The sequence below is a fragment of the Hydrogenovibrio sp. JE_KL2 genome (assembly GCF_009296185.1).
Lineage (GTDB): Bacteria > Pseudomonadota > Gammaproteobacteria > Thiomicrospirales > Thiomicrospiraceae > Hydrogenovibrio.
On sequence record NZ_WBJR01000008.1, the window covers coordinates 1 to 15,387 of the forward strand.

Consider the following 15,387-nt stretch of genomic DNA (forward strand, 5'->3'; position numbering starts at 1 on the left):
AGGAACAGAAATGGTAATGCCTGGTGATAACGTACAAATGACAGTTGAGTTGATCAACCCGATCGCAATGTCAGAAGGTCTACGTTTCGCAATCCGTGAAGGTGGACGTACAGTTGGTGCAGGTGTTGTTGCTAAAATTCTTGAATAAGCAAAATAGCACTTGAAAACTGAGAGGGGGGTTTGTATAATCCCCCTTTTTTTCGCTAAGCGAAAATTCTAGGGGTATAGCTCCAATTGGTAGAGCACCGGATTCCAAATCCGGGTGTTGGGGGTTCGAATCCCTCTACCCCTGCCAAATTTCAATAGCCTGACATTTCGTCAGGTTGTTTTTTTATATTTAGAACCTAGAACCGAATAGCTATGAGCCAAAAACTAGAAAAAGGTACGGGTGGAAACACCGCTGAAACAGTAAAAAATGTTACCGCATTGGTGGTTTTGATCGCTAGTGTGGTTGGTTACTATGTTTACTCAGATGCGCACGCTGTTGTCAGAGTTTTGGGTATGCTTGCAGGTGTTGCTTTGTCAGGCTTTATCTTTTATCAAAGTGAGAAGGGTCAGGCGGCATTCAAGTATTTGTCAAACGCAAAAAAAGAAGTAAGGCAGGTTGTTTGGCCTACGCGTCAAGAAACTGTTCAGATGACATTAATTGTATTTGCTGTCGTGATTGTGATGAGTATCTTTTTGTGGCTGGTTGACATGTTCTTTTTGTGGGCTGTCCAGCTATTAACAGGACAAGGTGGTTGAAATGGCTCAAAGATGGTATGTCGTACATGCTTATTCAGGTTATGAGAATAAGGTAAAAAAGAGCCTAGGTGAATATATCGAGAGAGCGGGTCTTCAGGATAAGTTTGGTGATGTTTTAGTGCCTTCTGAAGAGGTTGTTGAAATCCGCGATGGTAAGAAAAGAACTTCAGAAAGAAAGTTTTTTCCTGGTTATGTCTTGGTTCAAATGGAAATGGGTGAAGATACCTGGCACTTGGTAAAAAGTGTTCCTCAGGTAATGGGTTTTATTGGCGGAACTTCAGATCGTCCGGCTCCGATTTCTCAAAAAGAAGTGGATCGTATTCTTCAGAAAGTTTCTGATGGTGTAGATAAGCCAAGACCAAAAGTTATTTATGAGCCAGGTGAAATGGTTCGAGTGGTTGATGGACCGTTTAAAGATTTTGAAGCAGTGGTTGAAGAAGTCGATTATGACAAGAACAAGCTTCAGGTATCTGTTTTGATTTTTGGGCGTTCAACGCCTGTTGAACTTGAGTTTACTCAAGTCGAAAAAAGCTAATTTAGTTTTTTGTAACCCTGGGGAGTCGAATAGACGTTTGTACCCATAAGGAGAAAGAAAATGGCAAAGAAAATTGATGCCTATATCAAGTTGCAGGTTCCTGCGGGAAATGCAAACCCTAGTCCGCCGGTAGGTCCAGCTTTGGGTCAAAAAGGTGTGAACATCATGGAGTTCTGTAAAGCGTTTAACGCTCAGACTCAGTCTATGGAAAAGAACCTTCCAGTTCCTGTTGTAATCACTGTTTATAGTGATAAGAGTTTTACTTTTATCATGAAGACACCACCAGCTTCAGTATTGTTGAAAAAAGCAGCTGGAATCCAAAAGGGTTCAGGTGTTCCTAACATGAATAAAGTGGGTACGGTTACTCGTGCACAATTGGAAGAAATCGCCAATACAAAAATGGCTGATTTGAATGCTAACGATTTGGACGCTGCGGTAAATATTATTGCAGGTTCAGCACGTAGCATGGGCTTAAATGTTGAGGGGTAATTGAGAATGGCAAAGTTAACGAAAAAACAAAAGTTGTTTGCTGAAAAGGTTGACTCAACAAAAGCTTATGAAGCAATTCAAGGTTTTGAATTGTTGTCTGAATTGGCGACTGCAAAATTTGCAGAGTCTGTTGATGTTGCAATCAAGCTAGGAATTGATCCTCGTAAATCTGACCAGGTTGTTCGTGGTGCGACTGTGTTGCCAAACGGAACAGGTAAAGATGTTCGTGTAGCTGTGTTTACTAATGAAGCAAATGCGCAAGCAGCAAAAGATGCTGGTGCTGAGTTTGTTGGTATGGACGATTTGGCTGCAGAAATTAAAGGTGGCATGATGGATTTTGACGTTGTTATCGCTTCTCCTGATGCGATGCGCGTTGTTGGTATGCTAGGTCAGGTTCTAGGTCCACGTGGTTTGATGCCAAACCCAAAAACTGGAACGGTTACACCTGATGTGGCTTCAGCTGTTAAAAATGCTAAATCTGGTCAAGTACGCTTCCGTGCAGATAAAGCTGGGATTGTTCATGCTTCTATCGGTAAAGCGACTTTTGAAGCAGATAAGTTGAAAGAAAATTTGAGAGCTTTGATGGATGATCTTAATCGTTTGAAGCCTGCCTCTGCGAAAGGAGCTTATATGAAGAAAGTTTCTGTTTCGACAACAATGGGTCCAGGTATCGAATTGGATCAATCTAGCTTGTAAGAAATTTTTCGCCTCTTCTGGGGTGAAAATGCGGTTTGGGACGCCTTAGATTAAGTTTACTTAGTTTTTGGGTGCCCATCGCAGACCGTAGGTGAGGGTATAAGTTGCCTTCTTAATAGTATAAAGCCTACGTAGATGGTATGCTCTTTGAGCCTAATTGGAGAAGTTATATGGCACTCAATATCGAAGGTAAGAAGGCTGTCGTTGAAGAAGTTTCAGCAATTATCGCTGAAGCGGGTTCAATCGTTGCAGCTGAATATCGTGGGTTGTCAGTAGCGCAATTAACTGAACTTCGTGCAAAAGCTCGTACTGCAAACGTAAAAGTTCGTGTTGTTAAAAACACGCTTGTTCGTCGTGCAGTGCAAGGTACAAAGTTTGAAGACATGGCTGACACTTTTGTTGGTCCTTTGGTTTTTGCTTTTTCTGGTGAAGAGCTAGGAAATGCAGCGCGTGTCTTTAAAGATTTTGCAAAGTCTAACGAAGCTTTGGTAGTCAAGTCTTTGTCGATTGGTGAAGGTGTTATGGATGCCTCACAATTGTCGGCTGTTGCGGCTCTGCCTACTTACGATGAAGCAGTGGCGAAACTTCTATTTGTTATGAAAGAGCCTGTTGCGAAATTGGCTCGCGCTTTGACTGCTGTCAAAGAACAAAAAGAAGCTGCTGCGGCATAAGTAAAAACATAATTTAAGGAATATTAAAATGGCAATTACAAAAGAAGATATTTTAGAAGCCGTTGCAAACATGTCAGTAATGGAAGTTGTTGAACTTGTTAGCGCAATGGAAGAGAAGTTTGGTGTTTCAGCTGCGGCTATGGTTGCTGCTGGTCCTGCTGGTGATGCTGGTGCAGCTGCTGGTGAAGAGAAAACTGAATTTGACGTTGTTCTTACTGGTGCTGGCGACAACAAAGTTGCTGCGATCAAAGCTGTTCGTGGTGCAACTGGTCTTGGTCTTAAAGAAGCGAAAGAAGCGGTTGAATCTGCTCCGTTCACTCTTAAAGAAGGTGTTTCTAAAGCTGAAGCCGAAGCTATGGCTAACGAGCTTAAAGAAGCTGGTATTCAAGTCGAAGTTAAGTAATTACTTAGCGACATCGGCTGAAAAGCGATAAATGGCTGGCGTATTTTGCGTCGGCCTTTTGCCGTTTTAAGTAGTGTGTAAAAGTGTGAGTAATAGCAAAGTTGTTATTAACGCTGTTTTTACAGTTTTATGCATTTTTGGAAAACGCAAAGTTTTCGTAATTTCATAATAGGACGGGGAAATTAATGGCCTATTCTTTAACTGAAAAGAAACGTATCCGTAAAGATTTTTCAACTCGTGCTTCAATCCTTGAAGTTCCCTACCTCTTGTCTTTGCAGAAAGAATCATTCAAAGAGTTTTTGCAAATTGATAAGAAGCCTCTAGAGAGAGAAATGATGGGGTTGCATGCAGCATTCTCATCTGTTTTTCCAATTAATGGTGTTGCTGGTACCGCTGATCTTGAGTATGTTAGCTACGCCATGGGGCAGCCAGAATTTGATGTTAAAGAGTGTAAGCAACGTGGTGTAACTTTTTCTTCACCGCTACGCGTGAAAATGCGTTTGGTATTGTTTGATAAAGATGCTCCAGCGGGTAAGCGTCCAGTTAAAGATGTTAAAGAGCAAGAAGTTTATCTTGGCGACATTCCTTTGATGACAGAAAACGGTACTTTCGTTATTAATGGTACTGAGCGAGTTATCGTTACCCAATTGCACCGTTCCCCAGGTGTAATTTTTGATAGCGATCGTGGAAAGTCGCATTCATCAGGTAAGGTGCTATTCAACGCTAGAATTATCCCTTATCGTGGTTCCTGGTTAGATTTTGAATTTGATCATAATGACTGTGTATTCGTTCGTATTGATAGAAGAAGAAAACTACCTGTTTCAGTTATTCTTCGTGCGATGGGTTACAATAATGAACAAATCCTAGATGAGTTCTTTAATCATACTGAATTTGCGGTCAAGAACGGCAAATTTGTAATGACTATCGTGCCAGAACAGTTGAAAGGTCAAACCGCTGTATTTGATATCGTTGCTGGTGATGAAGTGCTGGTTAAGGCAGGTGGAAAGATTACTGCACGTACAATCAAGCAAATCAAAGACGCTAAGCTAAAAACATTTGAAGTTCCAGAGGACTTTGTTCTAGGGAAAGTGCTTTCTTCGGGCATTATGGATGAGTCTACTGGTGAACTTGTTGCTAAAACAAATGAAGTAATTACCGCTGACTTGATTGAATCTTTCAAGGCAATGAAAGGTTTGACTTTCAGGACTATCTTTGTTGATGAGTTGGAGAATGGTTCTTATATTTCCGATACCCTGAATCTTGATACGACAACATCTCAGTTGGAAGCTCAAATCGAAATTTATAGAATGATGCGTCCTGGTGAGCCACCAACAAAAGAGTCATCAGAAGCATTGTTTAATAGTCTTTTCTTTGATGAGTCTCGCTATGACTTATCATCGGTTGGGCGTATGAAGTTGAACCGTCGTTTAGGCCGTACTGAAAATGAAGGTAGTCCTGTTCTTGAGCCTCAAGACGTTACGGATGTTGTTCGTGAGTTGTTAGCTATCCGTAATGGTCAAAGCACCGTTGATGATATCGATACATTGGGTAACAGACGCATTCGTGCCGTTGGCGAAATGGCGGAAAACGCATTCCGTGTCGGTTTGGTTCGTGTTGAAAGAGCTGTTAAAGAGCGTTTGAATAATGCTGAATCTGAAGGTTTGATGCCGCAGGATTTGATTAACGCTAAACCTGTTTCTGCTGCAATCAAAGAATTCTTTGGTTCTAGCCAATTGTCACAGTTTATGGACCAAGTTAACCCTCTTTCAGAGATTACGCATAAGCGCCGTGTTTCTGCTTTGGGGCCTGGCGGTCTAACGCGTGAGCGTGCTGGATTTGAGGTGCGTGACGTTCACCCAACGCATTATGGTCGCGTTTGCCCTATCGAAACCCCTGAGGGACCGAACATTGGTTTGATTAATACATTGGCTATTTATGCCAAAACTAACAAGTATGGTTTCCTAGAAACGCCTTATCGTAAGGTTGTTAATGGTAAGGTTACTGATGAAGTTGAGTATGTTTCTGCCATTGATGAGGCGCAGTTTGTAATCGCTCAGGCGAGCGCTGAATTGGATGAAGAAGGTCGTTTTGTTGATGATTTGATTTCTGCAAGGCATCAAAACGAGTTTACGTTATCTAATTCATCTGACATCAATTATATGGATGTTTCTCCGAAGCAAATCGTATCTGTTGCGGCTTCTTTGATTCCTTTCCTTGAGCATGATGATGCTAACCGCGCATTGATGGGGTCGAACATGCAACGTCAGGCAGTTCCAACGCTAAGAGCAGAAAAGCCTTTGGTTGGTACTGGTATTGAGAAAACAGTTGCTATTGACTCGGGTGTAACCGTCGTTGCTGAACGTGGTGGGGAAGTTGTATCTTCAGATTCTGCACGTATTGTTGTGCGTGTTAATCAAGATGAAATCGCTGATGGTGAATCTGGTGTTGATATCTATAACCTGATCAAGTATCAGCGTTCTAACCAAAATACGTGTATTAACCAAAAGCCTATCGTAAAAGCTGGTGAATTGGTTTCACGTGGCGATGTATTGGCAGATGGCCCATCAACTGATCTTGGTGAGCTGGCGATTGGTCAAAACATGCGTATCGCATTTATGCCATGGAACGGTTACAACTTTGAAGATTCGATTCTTGTTTCAGAGCGAGTGGTACAAGAAGATCGCTACACAACGATTCATATTGAAGAGCTAACCTGTTTGGCTCGTGATACTAAGCTTGGGCCTGAAGAAATTACAGGGGATATTCCAAACGTTGGTGAAGCTGCGCTTTCAAGATTGGATGAGTGCGGTATTGTTTATGTTGGTGCTGAAGTTAAGCAAGGCGATATTCTTGTTGGGAAGGTGACACCTAAAGGTGAAACGCAGCTAACACCAGAAGAAAAACTGTTGCGTGCAATCTTTGGTGAGAAAGCATCTGATGTTAAAGACACCTCTTTGCGTGTAGGTAAGGGGGTTGAAGGGACAGTTATTGATGTTCAGGTCTTTACTCGTGAAGGCGTGAAGAAAGATGCGCGCTCACTGGCTATCCAAGAAGAAGAGTTGCAAAAAGTCCGTAAGGATATTGATGAGCAATACAACATTCTTGAAGCAGATACTTTGGCTCGTGTAAAAGTAATGCTTGAAGGTCAAGCGCTTGCGAACGGTAAAAAGCTAACAGCGGCTTCATTAGATGAAATGGAACCAGTTAAATGGTTTGGTTTGAATGTTAAAAATGAAGATTTAGCACTTCAACTTGAAGGGCTTGAAAAGCAGTTGGCAGCTAAGAAAGCTGAGTTCAATGCGGCATTTGAAGAGAAGAAAAAGAAACTGACTCAAGGTGATGATCTTCAGCCTGGCGTTTCTAAAATGGTTAAGGTTTACGTTGCTGTTAAGCGTCGTATTCAGCCTGGTGATAAGATGGCTGGTCGCCATGGTAACAAAGGTGTTATCTCACGTATCTGTCCGGTTGAAGACATGCCATATGACGAGACGGGAAGACCTGTTGATATCTGTTTGAACCCTCTTGGGGTTCCATCACGTATGAACGTTGGTCAGATTTTGGAAACGCATCTAGGTCTTGCGGCTGAAGGTCTTGGAACCAAGATTAATGCAATGTTGCAGCAGCAAGCCGATATCAAGGAATTGAAAGCTTTCTTGCATAAGATTTATAACGAAACTCAGGGGCAATCAGTAGATTTTGATAGTTTGTCTGACGCTGAAATTACTGAGTTGGCAATGAATCTTAGAAAAGGTGTGCCAATGGCATCTCCAGTATTTGATGGTGCTTCTGAAGGTCAGATTAAAGCTTTGCTACGCCTTGCGGATTTACCAGAATCTGGGCAAATGGTTTTGTTTGACGGTGTGACGGGTGAGCAGTTTGATAGACCAGTTACTGTTGGTTATATGTACTATCTGAAGTTGAACCACTTGGTTGACGATAAGATGCATGCGCGTTCAACGGGTCCATACAGCTTGGTTACGCAACAGCCATTGGGTGGTAAGGCCCAGTTTGGTGGGCAACGTTTCGGTGAGATGGAAGTTTGGGCGCTTGAGGCATATGGTGCTGCTTTCACGTTGCAAGAAATGTTGACAGTTAAGTCAGATGATTTGAATGGACGTACCAGAATGTATAAAAACATTGTGGATGGCAATGAGTACATGGAGCCAGGTATTCCTGAATCCTTTAGCGTATTGCGTAAAGAAATTCGTGCATTGGGTATTGATATTGAGTTGGAGCAAGAATAATGAAAGATTTATTAGGTTTTCTAAAAAAACAAAATGTATCGAATGAGTTCGATACGATTAAGGTATCTCTTGCTTCTCCTGAGAAAATTCGTTCATGGTCTTACGGTGAGGTTAAAAAACCTGAAACTATTAACTATAGAACGTTCAAGCCAGAAAGAGATGGTTTGTTCTGCGCCAAAATTTTTGGTCCAATCCGTGATTACGAATGTTTGTGTGGTAAATACAAGCGCCTAAAACACAGAGGTGTTATCTGTGAAAAATGTGGCGTTGAAGTAACGCAATCTAAGGTGCGCCGTGAAAGAATGGGGCACATTGATTTAGCAACTTCTGTTGCGCACATTTGGTTTTTGAAATCACTTCCATCGCGTATCGGCTTGATGCTTGATATGACATTGAAAGAAATTGAAGCAGTACTTTACTTCGAAGCTTTCATGGTTGTTGATCCTGGTTTGACTCCGCTTGAGCCATGGCAGTTGCTGAGTGAAGAAGAATACTTGGATGCAATGGATGAGTATGGAGATGAGTTTGAGGCTCAAATGGGGGCTGAAGCAATCAAGAAAATGCTTCAATCTATTGATCTGACTGCTGAAGCAGCGAAGCTTAGAGAAGAGATGCAAGCAACTAGCTCAGAGACTAAGCAGAAGAAAATTTCTAAGCGCTTGAAGCTAATTGAATCATTTTTGCAATCTGGAAACCGTCCAGAGTGGATGATTTTAGATGTATTGCCAGTTCTTCCTCCTGAGTTGAGACCTTTGGTGCCTTTAGATGGTGGACGCTTTGCAACTTCAGATCTAAACGATTTGTATCGTCGTGTTATTAACCGTAACAACCGTTTGAAAAGGTTGTTGGATTTGATGGCGCCGGATATTATCGTTCGTAACGAAAAGCGTATGCTTCAAGAATCAGTTGATTCATTATTGGATAACGGACGTCGCGGTCGTGCAGTAACTGGTACGAACAAGCGCCAGTTGAAATCTCTTGCGGACATGATCAAAGGTAAGCAAGGTCGTTTCAGACAAAACTTGCTTGGTAAGCGTGTCGACTACTCTGGACGTTCTGTAATTGTTGTTGGGCCTACTTTGAGGTTGCATCAGTGTGGTTTACCGAAAAAGATGGCGCTAGAATTGTTTAAGCCGTTTATTTTCAGTAAGCTTCAAAAGCGTGGCTTGGCTTCAACGATTAAAGCAGCCAAGAAGATGGTTGATCAAGGGTTGCCGGAAGTGTGGGATGTTTTAGACGAAGTTATTCGTGAGCATCCAGTATTGCTTAACCGTGCGCCGACATTGCATAGACTTGGTATCCAAGCGTTTGAGCCTGTGCTGATTGAAGGTAAGGCAATCAACTTGCACCCATTAGTGTGTTCAGCATTTAACGCTGACTTTGACGGTGACCAAATGGCGGTTCACGTACCGCTATCTTTGGAAGCTCAGTTGGAAGCTAGAACATTGATGATGTCTACCAACAACTTACTTTCCCCTGCGAACGGTGATCCTATTATTGTGCCTTCTCAAGATGTTGTATTGGGTCTTTACTACATTACCCGTGAAGCTGTTAATGCAATAGGTGAAGGGAAAGCTTTCTCAAATTGGTCGGAAGTTCAGCGCGCATTGGATGCAAAAGTTGTGCATTTGCATACTCGCATTAAGCTTAAATTAGAGCAAATTGTGGTTGATGATGCAGGTGTAGAAACTGTTAAGAAAGGCATTATTGATACGACAGTTGGTCGTGCTTTGCTGTTAAGAATTCTTCCTAAAGGATTGAGTTTTGATTTATTGAACTTGAATCTAACCAAGAAAAATATTTCCAATGCGTTGAATGCTTGTTACCGTATTTTGGGACCAAAGGAAACAGTTATCTTTGCTGACCAATTAATGTACGCAGGATTTAAGTGGTCAACTCTAGCAGGTCTGTCTTTCTGTTCAGATGATATGTTGATTCCAGATGCGAAATCGGAAATTATTGCAAGAGCTGAAGCTCAGGTTGCAGAGATTCAAAATCAGTTCTCTCAAGGTTTGGTAACCGAGGGTGAGCGTTACAACAAAGTTGTTGATATTTGGTCGCATACGAACGAATTGGTAACCAAGTCAATGATGGATGAGCTTCAATACGAACCTGTTATTGATGCAGATGGTAAAGAAGTTCAGCAAACATCGTTCAATTCAATTTACATGATGGCTGATTCCGGGGCTCGTGGTTCCGTAGCCCAGATGCGTCAATTGGGTGGTATGCGTGGGTTGATGGCTAAACCTGATGGATCTATCATTGAAACACCTATCACAGCGAACTTCCGTGAGGGTCTAAACGTACTTCAGTACTTTATTTCTACTCATGGTGCACGTAAAGGTTTGGCTGATACGGCTTTGAAAACCGCAAACTCTGGTTACCTGACTCGTCGTCTGGTTGATGTTGCGCAGGATGTTGTGGTAACAGAAAACGATTGTGGTACTGAAGCAGGTATTGTGATGACTTCACATGTAGAAGGTGGTGAAGTTGTTGAGGAATTGAAAGACCGTATCTTGGGACGTGTTGTTTCTGAAGATGTTATCTCACCAAATGGTCAGGTCATCGTTGAAAAAGGAACTTTGCTAACGGAAAGACTGGTTAATCAAATTGACGAATCTGGTGTGGATTCAGTTATGGTGCGTTCAACCATTACTTGTCAGACCAAGTTTGGTATCTGTCAACAGTGTTACGGACGTGATTTGGCGAGAGGTCACTTGGTGAACCTAGGTGAAGCTGTTGGTGTAATGGCAGCACAATCAATCGGTGAGCCAGGTACTCAGCTAACAATGCGTACCTTCCATATCGGTGGTACTGCCTCTGCTGCTGCTGCGCAAAGCCAAATTGAAGTGAAGCATAGCGGGAAAGTTAAGTTTGCGAACTTAAAAACAGTTACAAACTCAGAGAAGCAGTTGATCGTAACGTCTCGTTCAGGTGAAGTTTCTGTATTGGATGATATGGGAAGAGAGAAAGAGCGCTATAAGATTTCTTATGGTTCTGTGTTGAATGTTAAAGATGGTGCTTCGGTTAGCTCTGGCGATGTTTTGGCGACTTGGGATGCGCATACTCACCCTGTTATTACAGAGGCTGAAGGTACAGTTCTCTTTGGTAACTTTGAAGGTACAGTAGAAGAGCATACCGATGAGTTGACAGGTTTAACAACTCACGTTGTTAAAGGGGCTAAAGATAGAGCATTGGCTTCAAAAGAAGCAAGACCATACATTCAGCTAGTCGATAAAAAAGGTGAGCCTGCGTTCTTCCCAGGAACACAAACACCGGCGATGTACTATCTGCCAGAGAACTCTATTATTGTTGTTTCTCAAGGAGATGAGATTGGTGCTGGTGATACCTTGGCGAGAATTCCGCAAGAATCATCTAAAACTAAGGATATTACCGGGGGTCTTCCTAGAGTTGCTGACTTGTTTGAAGCTCGTCAACCAAAAGAACCGGCTATTATGGCTGAGGTCTCAGGCGTGGTTAGCTTTGGTAAGGAAACTAAAGGTAAACAACGCCTGATTATCACTGAAGACTCCGGAGAGCAGCATGAAACCCTGATTCCAAAATGGAGAACGGTTGATGTGTTTGAAGGTGAACGTGTTGAGCGAGGTGATGTGGTTGCTGATGGTAATCCAAACCCGCATGACATTTTGAGACTACTGGGTGTAGAGAAGTTGACTCAGTATATTGTTGATGAAGTCCAAGATGTTTACCGTCTGCAAGGTGTTCGTATCAATGATAAGCATATTGAAACAGTGATTCGCCAAATGCTTCGTAAGGTTGAGATTTCAACAGCTGGAGATACTAATCTGATTCCTGGTGAACAGGTTGAGTACGCACGTGTTCTTGAGTTGAATGAGCAAGCTAGAGAAGAAGGTAAAGTGGAAGCTACTTTCCAACGTGTGCTACTTGGTATTACAAAAGCATCTTTGGCAACAGAATCATTTATTTCTGCGGCGTCTTTCCAGGAAACGACTCGTGTACTGACTGAGGCTGCGGTAAGTGGTAAAGTTGATAAGCTTGTCGGTTTGAAAGAAAACGTCATTGTTGGACGTTTGATTCCTGCTGGTACTGGTTTTGCCTATCATCAAGCAAGAAGATTGGCTAACGAAAAAACACAAAGAGAGTTGTCTGTATTTATGGAGTCTACAACGGAAGAAGAAGTTGTGGCTGAAGTGGATATGGTCTTAAACGACTCAGAAGAAAGTTGATAGTTTGAGTTTGTGAATATTTAAAATATTTCATGAACTTATACTTGACAATGAGGATTTTGATCTCTAAAATCCTCAAGCCTTATTTGGGGGTAAAATACCCTCAATTTTTTTATTAAGAGCAAAATCTTATTAAATGGAGTAAGAATTAATGGCTACTATTAACCAGTTGGTGCGTAAGCCGCGTAAAGACAAAGTTAAAAAGTCTAACGTCCCTGCGCTTGAAGCATGTCCTCAGCGTCGTGGTGTATGTACGCGTGTTTATACAACAACACCTAAGAAGCCTAACTCTGCCCTACGTAAAGTTGCACGTGTTCGCTTGACCAATGGATATGAAGTTTCGACTTATATCGGTGGTGAAGGACATAACTTGCAAGAACACTCCGTGATTTTGATTCGCGGTGGTCGTGTAAAAGATTTACCTGGTGTACGTTATCACACAGTACGCGGTGCATTAGACTGTGCTGGTGTTGATAAACGTAAACAAGGTCGTTCTAAGTACGGTGCGAAGCGTCCTAAAGGTTAATAGCCTTTAACATACGTTTTGCGACTATTAGTGTAAATTTATACCGGAAGAGTAAGAATGGCAAGAAGAAGAGAAATACCTAAAAGACAAGTGTTACCAGATCCTAAGTTTGGTGATACTACGTTAACCAAGTTTGTAAACATGATTATGGTTAGCGGTAAAAAAGCGGTTGCTGAAAAAATCGTTTATGACGCATTAGATGTTGTTGTTGAGCGTAAGAAAGGTGGTGACCAAGCAGGATTGCTAAAAGAAGCCTTGGAAAATGTAGGGCCAATGGTAGAGGTTAAATCTCGCCGTGTTGGTGGTGCAACTTATCAAGTGCCAGTGGAAGTTCGTCCTGAAAGAAAAATGGCTTTGGCTATGAGATGGGTTGTTGAAGCTGCTCGTAAGCGAAGCGAAAAAGGGATGATGTTAAGGCTGGCAGGCGAATTGTCAGATGCTTTGGAAAACAGAGGGTCGGCGATTAAGAAGAAAGAAGATACGCATCGCATGGCAGAGGCAAACAAGGCCTTCTCCCATTTCCGTTGGTAAAATCATTGGCTCTATTTATAGAGCCTTTATTGTTTATAGCTAATTAAAAAGGTTAAGAAAGTGGCTCGTAAAACCCCTTTAGAACATTACCGTAATATTGGTATCATGGCGCACATCGATGCTGGTAAGACTACAACTACTGAGCGTATTCTGTACTACACTGGGGTGTCTCACAAGATTGGTGAGGTGCATGATGGTGCAGCAACAATGGACTGGATGGAGCAAGAGCAAGAGCGTGGTATTACCATTACTTCTGCTGCTACAACTTGTTTCTGGAAAGGGATGGCTCAAAACTACCCTGAGCATCGTGTGAATATTATCGATACTCCAGGTCACGTTGACTTCACTATCGAAGTAGAGCGTTCGCTACGTGTTCTTGATGGTGCGGTTACATGTTTCTGCTCTGTATCAGGTGTTGAGCCACAATCGGAAACTGTATGGCGTCAAGCTGACAAGTATGGCGTTCCACGTATGGGCTTTGTAAACAAAATGGACCGTGCAGGCGCTAACTTTTTGAACGTGGTTCAAATGGTTGTGGATCGTTTGGGTGCTACCCCTGTCCCTATGCAGTTGCCAATCGGTGCAGAGGAAAGTTTCCGTGGTATCGTTGATCTTGTGAAAATGCAAGCTATCTACTGGGAAGAAGAAAACATGGGTATGAAATATACCTATGAAGAAATTCCTGCAGAGATGATGGATGAAGCACAAGAATGGCGTGAAAAAATGGTTGAAGCCGCTGCCGAAGCTAATGAAGAGCTGATGGATAAATATCTTGAAGAAGGTGATTTGTCTGAGGAAGAAATCAAGGCCGGTATTCGCCAACGTTGTATTGGTGTTGAGATTGTACCTATGTTCTGTGGTTCAGCGTTTAAAAACAAAGGTGTTCAGACGCTTTTAGATGCCGTTATTGATTATATGCCAGCTCCACTTGATGTTCCTGCTATTAAGGGTGTATTGATGGATGGTGAAGAAGCTGAGCGTCATTCTACGGATGATGAGCCGTTTGCTGCACTTGCATTCAAAATTATGACTGACCCTTATGTTGGTACTTTGACATTCTTCCGTGTTTATTCTGGTGTTTTGGAAGCGGGTAGTGCTGTTTATAACTCGGTTAAAGAGAAACGTGAACGTGTTGGTCGTTTGTTACAAATGCATTCGAATTCTCGTGAAGAGATTAAAGAAGTGCGGGCTGGTGATATTGCTTGTGCAGTTGGTTTGAAAGATACAACGACTGGCGATACTTTGTGTGACATGGATGACAAGATCATTCTCGAACGTATGGAGTTCCCTGAACCAGTTATTTCGATTGCGATTGAGCCAAAAACGAAAGCTGACCAAGAAAAAATGGGTATTGCTTTGCAGAAGCTTGCGGCAGAAGATCCTTCATTCCGTGTTCACACTGATGAAGAAACAAACCAAACCATTATTTCTGGTATGGGTGAGTTGCATTTGGATATCATCGTTGATCGTATGAAGCGTGAGTTTAAGGTTGAAGCCAATGTTGGCGCACCTCAAGTTTCTTATCGTGAAACGATTAAGAAGGCGGTTGAGGCTGAAGGTAAGTTTGTACGTCAATCTGGTGGTCGTGGTCAATACGGTCATGTTATGGTTCGCATGGAGCCTTTAGAGGCGGGTTCTGGTTTTGAATTTGTTAACTCCACTGTGGGTGGTTCTGTTCCACGTGAATACATTGGTGCTGTTGAGAAAGGTTGTAAGGCTCAGCTTGAATCAGGTGTTATTGCAGGTTACCCGATTGTTGATGTTAAGGTTGATCTATATGATGGTTCTTATCATGATGTTGACTCGAATGAAATGGCCTTTAGCATTGCTGGTGGTATGGCGATTAAGGATGGTGTAACAAAAGCATCTCCAGTTATTCTTGAGCCGATCATGGCTGTTGAAGTAACAACTCCAGAAGAGTATATGGGTGATATTATTGGTGACTTGAACCGTCGTCGTGGTATGGTTTCGAGCATGGATGACATTCCTACTGGTAAGTCAATTAAGGCTGAAGTACCTCTTTCTGAAATGTTTGGTTATTCAAACCAGATGCGTTCATTGACGCAAGGTCGTGCAAACTATAGTATGACATTCTTGAAGTACAATGATGCACCATCAAACATTCAAGAAGAAATTATCGCTAAAGCGAAAAAAGGTTAATTTTTAATTTTTAATTAAAGGACTTTGAGAAATGGCAAAGGAAAAGTTTGAACGTAGTAAGCCGCACGTAAACGTTGGTACGATTGGTCACGTTGACCATGGTAAGACAACTCTTACAGCGGCGTTGACAATTGTACAAGGTAAGAAGTTTGGTGGTGACGTAAAAGGTTACGATCAAAT

At 42.2% G+C, this 15,387-nt stretch carries 12 protein-coding genes, 1 tRNA gene and 1 pseudogene; all 14 read left to right on the forward strand.

From position 1 onward, the window contains the following. A pseudogene (gene tuf / locus F8R13_RS11320) lies at positions 1-148 on the forward strand (elongation factor Tu); the annotation flags it as partial. Positions 149-218: 70 nt separating this feature from the next. Next, a tRNA-Trp gene (locus tag F8R13_RS11325) sits at positions 219-295 on the forward strand. Between the two features lie 65 nt (positions 296-360). Beyond that, the gene (gene secE, locus F8R13_RS11330) at positions 361-744 is read left to right on the forward strand and encodes a preprotein translocase subunit SecE (protein WP_029910601.1); all 384 of its coding nucleotides are present in this window, start codon (positions 361-363) and stop codon (positions 742-744) included. A 1-nt stretch (position 745) separates the two neighbouring features. Then, a complete protein-coding gene (nusG, locus tag F8R13_RS11335) occupies positions 746-1,279 on the forward strand; it encodes a transcription termination/antitermination protein NusG (RefSeq protein WP_152834668.1) in 534 nt (177 codons plus the stop codon). 60 nt (positions 1,280-1,339) lie between these two features. Beyond that, complete coding sequence (rplK, locus tag F8R13_RS11340) at positions 1,340-1,768, forward strand: 50S ribosomal protein L11 (RefSeq protein WP_152834669.1); 429 nt, start codon at positions 1,340-1,342, stop codon at positions 1,766-1,768. Between the two features lie 6 nt (positions 1,769-1,774). Beyond that, the gene (rplA, locus tag F8R13_RS11345; RefSeq protein WP_152834670.1) at positions 1,775-2,464 is read left to right on the forward strand and encodes a 50S ribosomal protein L1; all 690 of its coding nucleotides are present in this window, start codon (positions 1,775-1,777) and stop codon (positions 2,462-2,464) included. Between the two features lie 170 nt (positions 2,465-2,634). Then, positions 2,635-3,135 (forward strand): 50S ribosomal protein L10, encoded by a 501-nt coding sequence (rplJ, locus tag F8R13_RS11350; RefSeq protein WP_029910589.1) that lies wholly within the window; start codon positions 2,635-2,637, stop codon positions 3,133-3,135. A gap of 28 nt (positions 3,136-3,163) precedes the next feature. After that, positions 3,164-3,538 (forward strand): 50S ribosomal protein L7/L12, encoded by a 375-nt coding sequence (gene rplL / locus F8R13_RS11355; RefSeq protein ID WP_152834671.1) that lies wholly within the window; start codon positions 3,164-3,166, stop codon positions 3,536-3,538. 185 nt (positions 3,539-3,723) lie between these two features. Further along, positions 3,724-7,782 carry a DNA-directed RNA polymerase subunit beta gene (gene rpoB / locus F8R13_RS11360; RefSeq protein ID WP_152834672.1) on the forward strand — a complete coding sequence of 1,353 codons (4,059 nt, stop codon included), beginning with the start codon at positions 3,724-3,726 and terminating at the stop codon, positions 7,780-7,782. After that, positions 7,782-11,990 carry a DNA-directed RNA polymerase subunit beta' gene (gene rpoC, locus F8R13_RS11365; protein ID WP_152834673.1) on the forward strand — a complete coding sequence of 1,403 codons (4,209 nt, stop codon included), beginning with the start codon at positions 7,782-7,784 and terminating at the stop codon, positions 11,988-11,990. The genes rpoB and rpoC overlap by 1 nt, the downstream gene beginning before the upstream one ends. Before the next feature lie 151 nt (positions 11,991-12,141). Beyond that, positions 12,142-12,516 (forward strand): 30S ribosomal protein S12, encoded by a 375-nt coding sequence (gene rpsL, locus F8R13_RS11370; protein WP_152834674.1) that lies wholly within the window; start codon positions 12,142-12,144, stop codon positions 12,514-12,516. 57 nt (positions 12,517-12,573) lie between these two features. Further along, positions 12,574-13,047 carry a 30S ribosomal protein S7 gene (rpsG, locus tag F8R13_RS11375; protein ID WP_152834675.1) on the forward strand — a complete coding sequence of 158 codons (474 nt, stop codon included), beginning with the start codon at positions 12,574-12,576 and terminating at the stop codon, positions 13,045-13,047. A gap of 60 nt (positions 13,048-13,107) precedes the next feature. Further along, a complete protein-coding gene (gene fusA, locus F8R13_RS11380; RefSeq protein ID WP_371414956.1) occupies positions 13,108-15,207 on the forward strand; it encodes an elongation factor G in 2,100 nt (699 codons plus the stop codon). Between the two features lie 31 nt (positions 15,208-15,238). Continuing rightward, positions 15,239-15,387 (forward strand): GTP-binding protein (locus tag F8R13_RS11385; protein ID WP_253806431.1); only part of this gene is annotated, 149 nt, incomplete at its 3' end.

Coding starts and splice junctions, on each gene's coding strand:
- secE (WP_029910601.1), top strand. CDS start 361: ATGAGCCAAAAACTAGAAAAAGGTACGGGTGGAAACACCGCTGAAACA.
- nusG (WP_152834668.1), top strand. CDS start 746: ATGGCTCAAAGATGGTATGTCGTACATGCTTATTCAGGTTATGAGAAT.
- rplK (WP_152834669.1), top strand. CDS start 1,340: ATGGCAAAGAAAATTGATGCCTATATCAAGTTGCAGGTTCCTGCGGGA.
- rplA (WP_152834670.1), top strand. CDS start 1,775: ATGGCAAAGTTAACGAAAAAACAAAAGTTGTTTGCTGAAAAGGTTGAC.
- rplJ (WP_029910589.1), top strand. CDS start 2,635: ATGGCACTCAATATCGAAGGTAAGAAGGCTGTCGTTGAAGAAGTTTCA.
- rplL (WP_152834671.1), top strand. CDS start 3,164: ATGGCAATTACAAAAGAAGATATTTTAGAAGCCGTTGCAAACATGTCA.
- rpoB (WP_152834672.1), top strand. CDS start 3,724: ATGGCCTATTCTTTAACTGAAAAGAAACGTATCCGTAAAGATTTTTCA.
- rpoC (WP_152834673.1), top strand. CDS start 7,782: ATGAAAGATTTATTAGGTTTTCTAAAAAAACAAAATGTATCGAATGAG.
- rpsL (WP_152834674.1), top strand. CDS start 12,142: ATGGCTACTATTAACCAGTTGGTGCGTAAGCCGCGTAAAGACAAAGTT.
- rpsG (WP_152834675.1), top strand. CDS start 12,574: ATGGCAAGAAGAAGAGAAATACCTAAAAGACAAGTGTTACCAGATCCT.